Genomic DNA, 11,492 nt, shown 5'->3' with positions numbered 1-11,492 from the left:
TTTAAATGCAAAAGCTTCGTCTATCTCGCATAGCTGACTTCAATCGAACTGTGTTTGTAGAACCTGCGTGTTTCAGGATTTTTTTTACACTTTTGTAGGACCTAGAAGGCCGGAAAAGTCACATAGAGAGATTGATGGGCAGGGATCGGTCATTTGACCGATATGCGGTCTCGTTTGTGCACTCTACGCTATTCCCTCAAAATGGAAGGAATTTGACGTGGTGACAGGTTGGCTTTGGAACGAGCTTTTTGCATGGCACGACACAGGAACGGCGGCTGGATTCTTGAATGGCCCAGCGATTCAACCTTTGCGGCATCTGGAATCAGCTGAGTCGAAGGCAAGGTTGGCATCATTGGTCGCCGTTTCAGGCATGGCTGACATAATGACGCCGGTTGAGCACCAAGCTGCGGCAGAAGAAGATTTGCTACGTGTCCACACCCCAGAGCATGTCAAGAATATGAAAGAACTGTCGATTGACCCAAGAGGTGGCGATATGGGTGACGGCTTCTCTCCATTTGCAACGGGTGGTTTCGATATTGCTCGTTTGGCTGCGGGCGGGACGATTTCTGCTGTGCAGGCAGTGTTGGAGGGATCGGTCCAGAATGCCTACGCGCTTGTTCGTCCGCCTGGCCATCATGCCCGACCGGAAATGGGTATGGGGTTTTGCATGTTCTCCAACATCCCCATTGCGGTCGAAAACGCCAGGGCAGTGAACGGGATTGGGCGGGTTGCCGTCGTCGATTTCGACGTACATCACGGTAATGGGACGGAAGCCTGTTTCGAAGAAGACCCCAACACACTTACGATTTCATTGCACCAGGATCGGAATTTTCCACCTGATACAGGGTTTGTTGACCATCGTGGGACAGGAAAAGGATTTGGTACGGCGATAAATATACCATTGCCTTCGGGATGCGGCATTGGAGGATATGCACATGCGTTCGACCAGATTGTTTTGCCCGCTCTCGACCGTTTTCGACCAGAACTGATTCTCGTTGCATGCGGATTTGACGCATCCTTTGTTGATCCACTTGGTCGAATGATGCTGCTCTCTGAGGATTATGCAACGTTGACAAGCAAACTGATGGGCGCCGCTGAAAGGCTCTGCAATGGTCGGCTCGTCTTCAGTCATGAAGGCGGGTACTCGCCATTTTACGTGCCATTTTGTGGGCTCGCAGTTGTAGAAACATTGACTGGTCAAAAGAGTGGGGTCGATGACCCGTATCTAGAGTATTGGAAAGATGCCCCAGGAAGGCAGTTGATGGAAGCTCAGATTGAGCTGGTCACGGAGGTTCAGCGCTTTGTTTGTGAAGTTCCTGAGCCCGAAGAAACAGCAACAGAAACTTAAGCAACTACTAGGGAGAAGAATATGAAAAGTTCGATGACTCGGCGAGGCTTTTTTGGAAGAACTGCGGCAGCAGGTGTTGGTGGCGCTGCGCTGCTGGCGAGTATGAACAGCCAAGCAAGTGCGGCTGACGGTGAACCCATCATAGTTGGTTGTCCGTCACCGCTAACTGGCATCGTCGCAGCTGACGGTATTGAATTCCGGCGTGGATTAGAACTGGCGGCGGAAGAGATAAATACAATTGGGGGAATTTTGGGGCGCCCGATCCAGTTGGAATTTGTTGATACTGAGAGCAAAGGTGACGATGTCGTTTCTCAAGCGGCACAGCGCTTGGTTGACCGAAACAACGCGAGCGCACTCATCACTGGCTATAACCTTGAAACCGGTACTGTACTTCCGGAAATTTCTGCGGACGCCGGCGTGATCTGCATGCATGCGCAGACCCAGGTAACCCATGAAGAGGTTATAAAATCTGATCCAGACCGCTATTGGGGATCGTTTATGATCGACCCGCCTGAGACGTTTTACGCTGATGGCTTGTTAGAGTTTATCAAAGAGCTTGAAACAAAAGGAAAATTTGATCGCCCCAACGATAAACTCGCGATTATCACCGGTCCGGGAAACTACTCAGTCAACATTGCAGATACGCTGAACGAAAAGGCGAAAGAATACGGCTTTGAGGTATCGCTCTTTGAGACTGTAAAAGTCCCGATCTCGGAATGGGGCCCCACTCTCTCGAAGCTTCGCGCCGATCCGCCGGCGGTGATTGCGATGACCCACTATTTCCCGCAGGATCAGGCCCAGTTCATGCTCCAGTTCATGGATGATCCGACCGACTCCCTTGTGTACATGCAGTATGGTGCCTCGCTCGCAGCGTTTCGAGATGTGGCGGGCGATGCTTCTGAAGGTGTTCTTTATGCTACAGTAATTGGTGCACTTCAGGATGAAATCGGTATCGCGTTCCGCGAAGCATATGCTGCGAAATTCGGAGCGGACGCTTCACCTAATTCAGGTGGGCAAACTTATCAGGCGCTTTATATGTACGCGATCGCCGCGAGCCTCGCGGGTGGTGTAGGGGCGGCATACGAAGAAGAGCAAAACCGCAAGGTAGCCGAAAGACTTCGGGGGTTAATCTTCCGCGGCCCGATGGGTACCTATCGCTGCGTGCAGGAAACCCAATCGGCGTATGCCTATCCAGCGCAAACCAATGACCCTTCGCTTGGAATGCCTCACATTTTCAGCCAAATTCAAAGCAAGGCTGAGGACGGGAAGCTGGTTGCCCCTTGGCCGTATATCGTTGCGGACTTCCAGTTGCCTAATTGGATGAAGAGCTAAGCTGAGGAAATCGTTTGTGAGTTTTCTCATTTGTACATCGGCCACAGCGACCTTTGGATCGCTCGTGGCGGTGGACCACATCGACCTAATCATCGAGAGACACTCGGTGGTCGGAATCGGTGGTCCTAATGGCGCCGGAAAGACGACGTTTCTGGATCTGATTTCCGGGCTTGTGCCCCTTCGCGAAGGGGGAATCGAACTGGACGGGGTCGTGTTGGATGGGATGCCCGCCCACAAGCGTGCGCGATTGGGCGTCGCGCGCACATTCCAACTTAATGCTGGTTTTGACTCTATGACGGTTTATGAAAATGTCTTAACCGCTGTCGTTTTTGGCAACCAAACAGCGTCGCGTCGTAAGCCGCTTTGGTCGCGGGCGGATCATCACCGAACCTGCGCGTACCTTGAAGAGTTCGGTCTGACGGAAAAAACCGATGTCGAAGTTTCAAGGCTTGCTGCGCTGGATCGCAAGAAACTGATGGTTGTGACTGCTCTTGCATCGGATCCCAAGGTGCTGCTGCTCGATGAGCCGGTAGGTGGATTGACACCAACAGAGATTGACGAGTTTGCGGACCTTATCATTCGTCTTAAGGAGCAGGGCCATACAATCGTTTTCATTGAGCATGTCATGTCTTTCTTAACCAAGGTCGCTGACCGCGCAGTGATCATGCATCATGGGTCCCTTATCTTTGACGGTGTGCCCTCAGAGATAGCTCACAATGAAACTGTCGCTGAGGTTTACTTGGGGTCTGCTGCTGCGCAGATGCGTGGGGACCTGTCATGAGTTTGGACACGACACCACTGTTGCAGATTGAACAGGCCAAAGCGGGCTATGCTGGGTCCGTGGTTCTGCATGGCATTAACCTGGACATCAACGCGTCGGAGGTCGTCGCTCTTATTGGGCCCAATGGTCACGGAAAGACTACGTTATTGCGGCTTTTGTCCGGGTTGATTCCATTGATATCTGGCAAGATTACCTTTGCTGGGAAGCCCATCGAAGCTACGGACACGTCTGAAAGGGTGAGGGCCGGATTGGTTCATGTTCCGCAGGGGGATCAACTATTTCCTGAGATGTCTGTCGAAGAGAACCTTCTGATGGGCGCTTACCTGTGTGACGACCCAGCGGAAACCCACAACCGGCTTGAGGAGGTGTACACTCTCTTTCCGAAGCTGAAGGACCGCCGCACCCAATACTGCAATGGTTTGTCTGGTGGTGAGCGTCGAATGGTGGGTATAGGCCGAGGTTTGATGGCTAACGGACGATTAATCATGCTTGATGAGCCATCACTTGGTCTCGCCCCTTTGATCATCGAGCAAATTTACCAGGCTTTGAACGAACTTACGAAGTCTGGCCGAACCTTCCTTGTAGTTGAAGAAAATCCCGTGCGCATCAGTGAAATCGCCCAAAAAATTTCTTTGGTACAAGGCGGCAAGGTGCATTGGAGTGGAACGCGCGAGGCTTTGCAAAGTAGTCCCGAACTCTCACAGGTTTATTTCGGTGGCCACTAACTTGCTCGAACTGAGGAAACGCAGGTAATGGATATCTTTCTTCAAGTTATGGTTACAGGCCTCACATTGGGTGCTCTTTATGCATTGGCTGCGACCGGCCTTGCACTTGTTTGGGGTACGTTGGGTATGTTCAACATGGCCCATGGGATTTTCATGACCGTAGGAGCTTACGGAGCGTTTGTTGCGGTTGATATGTTTGGCTTTCCGCGCCCGTTTGCTTTTGTGTTTGGTTTAGCTGCTGGCGGAATAATTGGAGCCGCGACCTATCTTTTTGTGGCTCGGTTCATGATCGGAAGACGAAACTTCGAGACGAACATTATTGTGGCCACAGCCGGGATCGCAATTCTCGCCCAAGATATCATCTTGAAGATCTTTGGCGCCTATCCATTCTCTCAGCCAGTTGTTATTGATGGAAAATTTTCGATTGGTGATGTGATTGTACCTACTCAGAGGGTTCTCATATTAGTAGGAGCCGCGCTGCTTCTGTTAGGAGTGAACATCCTGCTTACACGCACCAAGTTGGGAAGAGCCATCAGGGCGACAGCAATGAGTATTGATGCGGCACGCCTAATGGGTGTTCGAACAAGTCGAACCTACCTTCAAGTCATTGTTATCGCTGGAGTTCTTGCAGGCGCGGCCGGGATCATGGTTTCTTCGCTTTCAACACTTTCACCTCAGATGGGTGGTAATCCCATGCTCATGGCATTTGTGGTTTGTGTCGTTGCTGGTCTGGGTCATATCGGTGGCACAGGACTAGCAGCTATCGGTCTTGGAATTCTAGAAGCGACGATCCAGTACTTTCTTGGCGTACAATACGGCTTTCCAGTGATGCTGTTACTGGTCATCCTCTTCCTGATTTGGCGCCCGAATGGACTTTTCGGCAAACAACTGGTTGTGCGGCTATGATCCTCTCTAAAGCGCTTAGTCGCGATCTGTTGATTTCAGTGGGTTTTGTAGCGGCGCTGGCACTGGTGCCCATCGTGTTTCCAGAACGATACTTTGTAGGCCAGATTATTACTTTTCTAATCTGGTCTATGGTAGCCAGCCAGTGGAATTTGCTTATGGGACATGCTGGGGTGTTTTCCTTGGCGCAAATGGCATTTTTCGCAATTGGAGCGTATACGACGGCCATGGCGTCACGGCATCTAGACCTTTCAATCTGGATGAGTTTACCGCTGGCCGTTTTGGTTGCGATGGTTTCTGCTCTGATTGTTGGAGCGGCTTGCCTGAGGTTGCATGGAGCATATGTTGCGTTGCTCACGTTCGCGATCGCGGAGGTGATACACGTTCTCATCATTACGGACACCTACTGTTACACACGCGAGGGCGGAGGCTGTCTGCAATTTTTTGGCGGAGCGACCGGTTTTTCTCGAATCAGTGATTTTGGCTTTCGTCCTTTCCTTAAAGGGGATTGGATCCTTGGCAACTACTATGTCGTTCTCTTAGCTTTTGCTTTCGTAACTTTGGTGACGATGTTTGTGATGCACGGTCGATTGGGCCTCGCTTTCCGCGCGATCCGTGACAATTTAGGTTATGCATCATCCAGAGGTATTAGCCGCTTTTATACTCAGATGACTGTATTTGCGATCTCAGCAGCGTTAACTGGATTGGCAGGTTGGGCATATGCGGGGCATTTTCGGTTTGCTGGGCCGAGTCTTTTCGATTTCTCGACTCTGATCTTGGTTCTTTCGATGGTGATCGTCGGTGGCCTCGGTTCGATATGGGGCCCGTACATTGGGGCTGCGACGATCCTGATAGGGCTCGAATGGCTAAAAGAATTTGGCGATGCAAAAAACATTGGCCTGGGTTTAATTCTCGTTTTGGTCGTTTTGTTCGCACCAAATGGGTTAGCGGCGCTATTTGCACGACTCTTTAAACATATAAGGCCGGGAAAAAACAACACGCCAAAATCAAGGACATGAGCAATCAAAAACTCGATCCAACTAGGGGCGTAAGATCCGTTTCGAACAGAATTTTGCTCGATTTATGGCCACGCACTCTGGAAACTCACTACATAATCGTGATTCGTGCACCTCGATCGCAAGCAAGGAATTTGACAACCTGTCCGATGGCTGAATTTGGGGAAAGGGCAATGTTGTAAGCAACGTTGTTCATCATCCATAGTCAAGCTGATATTGGAGAGAAAGAATCAGCAATTCTTGTCCTGCTGAGCAAATATTAGAATGGAACTTGCAGTTCAGCTTTGCGACCGGCAGCTGAGGCGCATATGGTCGATAACATGACCAAGGCTAAGGCATATGCTGGCGGATGCCACTGTGGGAATGTTCAGCTTGAATTTTCAAGCGTTATTTCTCCCGAAAATACTGAAATTCGAGAATGCCAATGTAGTTTCTGCCGAAAGCATGGGACACAAGCGATTGCAGATCCAAGGGGCTCCCTACTTGTGAAAATTACAGCCGCTGACAATGTAAACCGATACTCATTTGGAATGAGTACGGCAAAGTACATTATCTGCAGCAATTGCGGCGTCTATGTAGCGGCAGTCACCAACGACAAAGATGATCTGCGAGGTATTGCTGCTCTCAACGTATTGGATGATAGGTCTTCGTTTACAGCGACGCCTATTTCGGCTGACTACAGCGACGAAAGCCGGTTCTTGCGACAAGCTCGAAGGCGCCAAAAGTGGACCCCTGCCAGAATTGAATTTCCGAAATAACAATTCTTGAATTTTACCAAACGACCCAACGCTGGGCATCACACCAACTGGAGTCGTGATCCCGAAGATCGAAAGCCAGGAGACATTGAAACCGCTTGGTGCGTCCTCAAAGCTAAATGCCGAATAGGCATTCTTATGTCACCTTAGAGATTTAGGACTGGAAACGGCAAAAACTTTGACCAACTAAGCAAGCAGCCCACTGTCGATCTTCGTGAAATGTTTCAAGGAATAGGCCGCGCGCACCAAGGTTGATGGCGGGAGCTTATCAGGTATCATAAGCCACGCGGCCCTGTTTGTTGCGCTGCCCCTGACGACCCTTTCTATCGGTCTCCAAGGTATTGACCGGTCGCATATGGATGCTGCCGCGACCATGGGGGCCAGTGAGGCGACCGCATTTCGAACAATCATTCTTCCGCAAATGCTGCCGTTCACGGCATCTGGCTTCTTTTTCGCGATGGTACTCAGTTTCAATGAATTTATCGTAGTCTTCTTTGTTTCGGCGTCAGCTTATTCGACGGTCACAGTGCAGATATTTAACTCTTTGAGAAATGGATTCACGCCTACGATGGCGGTAGGTGCCATCACATTTATTGTCACCTCGATTTTAATTTTTTCAATGATCGCTCGGTTTGGAAACCTGCCTCAGTTGTTGGGGGCAGACAACGCAAAATAGAGAGCACACCAAACTTACAGCCGGTAACGATTTTGGGCCAGCTTGTCGTTACCGGAACTGTTGATAGTCATGGCTTGAGCGAAAATAGGTGCTTGCGCAACTGCGGTTTTTTGCTGTCGGGGAGTGCAGAAATTTCACTCCCCGACATGTTCCAGTTCCCAAAGAAATGGTCACCACTCACGGAACAATGAATAGTTTCTGCCGCTTGTCTCATTGAGTCAACAAGCTCGACGCGCGTGCGACTGGAGCTAGAGAGATGATCATTCATCTAATCGCAAAAGTCTTCCGTCGATCTGCGCGGACCCTGGCGGGTCCCTGCTCTAAGGACCTTCGGTCCTCGCGCCCGCAACAGAAATAGACAGGGCCCGTGTCCTCGGGCCTTTGGCCCTGCGGGCCGCACCAGCCCCATCGATTTCTATTGCAGTTGCTACCCCCGACACTTCGCCAGTGGGTCAGGTTTTAGAGACGACGCCCCAGAGGGGCTCTTCTCAAAACCAGACACCAATTGGGGCAACCCTATAGCCCCCGCGAGCAAGGAGACGTCGGATGACAGAAGAACAGAAAACTCAAGAAGAAAGAGATGAAACTGCAGCCATCGTCGCGGAGCAGAATGACCGGTTTCGTAGTACTTGGGGCGCGGATTTCTCCGTGCCAGGACAGATCGTCTTTACGCGCGGCGTGGCCGATCTGTCACCCGCCGCAAAGGCCATCATCATGCAGCGGGTCCAGCAGTTTTCCGAGTTTACCGAGGCCAATGATCCTTACGGTGATCACACTTTTGGCGCGTTCGAGTTTGAGATCGCGGGCAATTCCTACAAGATTTTCTGGAAGGTCGATCTTTACGATACCGCCTACTGCATGGGCAGTGACAATCCTGCTGACGTCAATGTCACGCGGCGCGTTCTGACCGTCATGCACGCCTCTGAATATTAGCTTTGGGCCGCCCTCAATTTGGGCGGCTTCCAAAGGCGCAACCCGCGCCGGAAAGGAGGTGATGAAATGAACCAGAAACGACTGTTCCAGCTACGGCAAGAAGCCGTGGCACTGATCAATAAGGGAGGCCTTTCCGCCAAGATCGGCCTCGCCTTCCTGAAGTCTAACGCCGGGGCCTAAGCCCCAAGCGCCTCAGCCCCCTCACGGGCTGAGGTGATCATAAAGCCAACCAAACTTTCAATCAACTAGAAGGATCACTCAAATGACCAATCAAACGAATACCACCCCTGAGACTGCGATCATTTACGCCACTCTGGACCAGCTTTATCTGCATGATCTCAATCCACGTCAGGATGTGACCGAGGAGGAAATCACTATATTGGCCGAGAGCATCAAGGTCTGCGGACTGATGCAGAACCTTGGCGGGCTGCAAGACGAAACCGGTAAGATCGGTATTGTCGCCGGTGGCCGACGCCTGCGGGCGCTCACGCATCTTGCGGGCAGTGACGGGGATCACGTAGCACTCAACGCCATCCCGGTCCGTCTGGCCAAGGACGAAACACAGGCCGAAATGTGGGCCAATGCCGAAAACACCGCGCGGGCTGATCTCGACCCCGCTGACGAAATTCGCGCCTATGGCCGGATGGCAGAACGCGATGCATCGGCCGAGACCATTGCAAGCGCCTTTGGCGTAACCGTGCCCCATGTCAAAGGTCGGCTGAAACTCGCAGGCCTGCCGGAGGCAGCACTGGACGCACTCAAAGCCAGACAGATCAATCTGACCACGGCCCAGAAGATGACCACCGTCAATGATGAGAAGCTGATCTTTGAAGCCATCCGGCTGATTGAAGACGGGCAGATCGACACGACGCGTCAACTGGACCAGTTCCTGCATCCCAAAGCGGTCACCGACACCGATCGCCGCGCGGTCTTTGTGGGGGTTGAGGCCTATGAGGCGGCGGGTGGCAAAATCACCCGTGATCTCTTCTCCGAAGATGTCTTCTTTGAGGACAGCGAAATTCTGGCCGAGGCTTTTGCGGCTAAACTGGACGCGCTGGCCAAGACAATCCAAGGCGATCAGGGCTGGGCATGGGTCGAGACCCATAGTGAGAGTTATCTCGGGTGGCATTTCATGGAGGAGCGCAAGGTCGCGCGTGTCTATCCGGTCGACGGGGTTCTGTCCGAAGAACAGGCAGCACGTTATGACGAACTGGCGGAGCTTGCTGAGGGCGATGTGCTTGATGCGGCGGGCGAGGCAGACCTTGAGGCGCTTCAGATCGCTCTGGACGGCGAGTACACGCCGGAACAGAAAGCGCTTGCCGGTTGTGTGGTCTACGTCAGCAATGGCGGTGACGTGCAGACCTGTGCCGGGCTGATCAGGCCGGAGGACAAGAAGGCGGCAATGGAGGCGGGTGTTCTGGCCAAGTCCAACCACGGGTCTGCCGCACCCAAGAACCCATATTCACAAAAGCTGCGGGATGATCTGGACGCGATCAAGCTGGCGGCATTGCAAAATGCCATGCTGGATCAGCCGGACCTGTTGCTTGATCTGCTGGGTTTCCAACTCTGTGGCATGACCGGTTATGAGAAGGTCTTTGACGTAAGCCTTGGTGGGCCAACCAACACGCCATCGACTGGGACCGGTTTTGCCGTGGACAAACGGTTGAGTAAGCCGGGCTCTGCGCCGCAGGATGCGTGGAACGTTGATCTGACCAAAGCCTTTGCGGGGTTCAAGAAGAAGGGCAAGAAATTCCGTGATGCCGAGATTACGCGCCAGCTTGCAATCCTACTGACTGGTGGGGATGAAGATTTTGCAAAGGGTCTTGTCGGCAAATCCGGGGCTGAAATTCGCAAGGTCTGGACGCCGACAGCGGAGAATTTCTTCAAACGCATCTCCGGCCCGATGCTGGAAGACATCTACAATTCCCTGCTGGAGATTGCGCCTGCTGAGGATCGCGCCAAAAGTTTCGCGAAGCTCAAGAAGGGCGAAAAGGCGGAGGCGTTGGAGAACCTGATTTCAGATCCGATGCGTCAAAAGGTTCTGGGTGTCACCGATGCGCAGAAGTCCCGGATTGAGACTTGGGTGCCTGACTACTACGTTTGAGAGAAAGCCGGGGGCGGCCCTGAGCCGCCCCTGACATCTGCCAGCCGGGTCAAAGGGGCCGTTGGTTTTATGGGGCGACATCGCTTCCAATCAATCAGTTTTTTCACCGATCACTCGGTGCAAGAAACAAGATCACATGAACGGAGGCCATCATGAGCCGCATCGCATCATCCACCCGCCGCGTCTGGAAATCCGCCCAGCTCTATATCGGGTTCCATCGTGATCCCGAGGGCAGACGGCGGCGCGAGCCGCATGTCTGGCCGCCGAAGAATGGCAACGCCACGATCCACCGTGATCCCGCCGAACAGGAGGCCTTTGTCGTTGTGAAAAGCGCTGAGGGGGACACCGATCAGGACATCCAGATAAAGCTGCGCCCCGACATGATCGTGCTGCGCCGGGACGACAGAACGGCCTGGGAAGGGGTGAAGATCGACCGGTTCACCGTGTCGGTGAAGGTTGGCGATGTGTCCATCCGCATCAATCCGGACGGGTCTGTCACGCGCGAGGACAGCGACAGCACGACCTGGATTGAAGCTGATGGCGGTGTTCTCAAGAAAACCGAATTTGTCGAAGCGGTGATGTCCGGCGACGGGACTGAGCTGAAACGCAGGACGCCCAGCAATGTCGCCGCAATCACGCAAGACGGGGTGCTGTCAAAGGATCGGTGACATGTATTCGGAGGTTATTTGATAGCGTCTGTTGAGCTTTGCGTTTCGAAGATATTACAGCTGCACCTCTTAAGATCGCCCTTTGGGCGGTCTCATTTTTTGCTTGGTGTTTGGTCTGCTGATCAAATTGAAACAAGGACAATTCCTGTGGGTCGCTGGTTATCGACATCGGTGTGAATCGCGGGAGTGATTGGGCGTGTTAATATCGCTGCACGCATCGGCAATATCTCGCAATATTACGAAACACGCAA

Annotated in this window: 10 protein-coding genes; all 10 read left to right on the top strand. The window is 52.5% G+C overall.

What is annotated here, in order from left to right:
• Positions 1-220: 220 nt before the first annotated feature.
• The 10 genes from Q1B27_RS23485 to Q1B27_RS23440 all read left to right on the top strand — a co-directional run bounded on the left by Q1B27_RS23485 (position 221) and on the right by Q1B27_RS23440 (position 11,241).
• The gene (locus tag Q1B27_RS23485) at positions 221-1,348 is read left to right on the top strand and encodes a class II histone deacetylase (RefSeq protein ID WP_299852246.1); all 1,128 of its coding nucleotides are present in this window, start codon (positions 221-223) and stop codon (positions 1,346-1,348) included.
• 21 nt (positions 1,349-1,369) lie between these two features.
• A complete protein-coding gene (locus Q1B27_RS23480) occupies positions 1,370-2,680 on the top strand; it encodes an ABC transporter substrate-binding protein (RefSeq protein ID WP_299852243.1) in 1,311 nt (436 codons plus the stop codon).
• Positions 2,681-2,696: 16 nt separating this feature from the next.
• Entirely contained in the window at positions 2,697-3,461 is a 765-nt protein-coding gene (locus tag Q1B27_RS23475) for an ABC transporter ATP-binding protein (RefSeq protein WP_299852241.1), read from the top strand.
• Complete coding sequence (locus Q1B27_RS23470) at positions 3,458-4,186, top strand: ABC transporter ATP-binding protein (protein ID WP_299852239.1); 729 nt, start codon at positions 3,458-3,460, stop codon at positions 4,184-4,186. The genes Q1B27_RS23475 and Q1B27_RS23470 overlap by 4 nt, the downstream gene beginning before the upstream one ends.
• Positions 4,187-4,213: 27 nt before the next feature.
• Positions 4,214-5,092, top strand: a complete 879-nt coding sequence (locus Q1B27_RS23465; protein WP_299852236.1) for a branched-chain amino acid ABC transporter permease — start codon at positions 4,214-4,216, stop codon at positions 5,090-5,092.
• The gene (locus Q1B27_RS23460; RefSeq protein WP_299852233.1) at positions 5,089-6,108 is read left to right on the top strand and encodes a branched-chain amino acid ABC transporter permease; all 1,020 of its coding nucleotides are present in this window, start codon (positions 5,089-5,091) and stop codon (positions 6,106-6,108) included. The genes Q1B27_RS23465 and Q1B27_RS23460 overlap by 4 nt, the downstream gene beginning before the upstream one ends.
• A 1,026-nt stretch (positions 6,109-7,134) precedes the next feature.
• On the top strand, positions 7,135-7,536 hold the full coding sequence (locus tag Q1B27_RS23455; RefSeq protein ID WP_367181390.1) for an ABC transporter permease: 402 nt from the start codon (positions 7,135-7,137) through the stop codon (positions 7,534-7,536).
• Between the two features lie 546 nt (positions 7,537-8,082).
• Positions 8,083-8,469 carry a DUF3768 domain-containing protein gene (locus Q1B27_RS23450; protein WP_299852229.1) on the top strand — a complete coding sequence of 129 codons (387 nt, stop codon included), beginning with the start codon at positions 8,083-8,085 and terminating at the stop codon, positions 8,467-8,469.
• A 262-nt stretch (positions 8,470-8,731) separates the two neighbouring features.
• Positions 8,732-10,573 carry a ParB/Srx family N-terminal domain-containing protein gene (locus Q1B27_RS23445; protein WP_299852226.1) on the top strand — a complete coding sequence of 614 codons (1,842 nt, stop codon included), beginning with the start codon at positions 8,732-8,734 and terminating at the stop codon, positions 10,571-10,573.
• Between the two features lie 152 nt (positions 10,574-10,725).
• On the top strand, positions 10,726-11,241 hold the full coding sequence (locus Q1B27_RS23440) for a hypothetical protein (RefSeq protein ID WP_299852223.1): 516 nt from the start codon (positions 10,726-10,728) through the stop codon (positions 11,239-11,241).
• Positions 11,242-11,492 lie beyond the last annotated feature (251 nt).

This window comes from uncultured Roseovarius sp., assembly GCF_947489715.1.
GTDB lineage: Bacteria > Pseudomonadota > Alphaproteobacteria > Rhodobacterales > Rhodobacteraceae > Roseovarius.
This window is presented reverse-complemented; position numbering and strand designations above follow the sequence as displayed.

Bases quoted from the DNA above. Each gene is read 5' to 3' on its own strand.
- Q1B27_RS23445 (WP_299852226.1), top strand. From the start codon at position 8,732: ATGACCAATCAAACGAATACCACCCCTGAGACTGCGATCATTTACGCC.
- Q1B27_RS23465 (WP_299852236.1), top strand. From the start codon at position 4,214: ATGGATATCTTTCTTCAAGTTATGGTTACAGGCCTCACATTGGGTGCT.
- Q1B27_RS23460 (WP_299852233.1), top strand. From the start codon at position 5,089: ATGATCCTCTCTAAAGCGCTTAGTCGCGATCTGTTGATTTCAGTGGGT.
- Q1B27_RS23450 (WP_299852229.1), top strand. From the start codon at position 8,083: ATGACAGAAGAACAGAAAACTCAAGAAGAAAGAGATGAAACTGCAGCC.
- Q1B27_RS23480 (WP_299852243.1), top strand. From the start codon at position 1,370: ATGAAAAGTTCGATGACTCGGCGAGGCTTTTTTGGAAGAACTGCGGCA.
- Q1B27_RS23440 (WP_299852223.1), top strand. From the start codon at position 10,726: ATGAGCCGCATCGCATCATCCACCCGCCGCGTCTGGAAATCCGCCCAG.
- Q1B27_RS23470 (WP_299852239.1), top strand. From the start codon at position 3,458: ATGAGTTTGGACACGACACCACTGTTGCAGATTGAACAGGCCAAAGCG.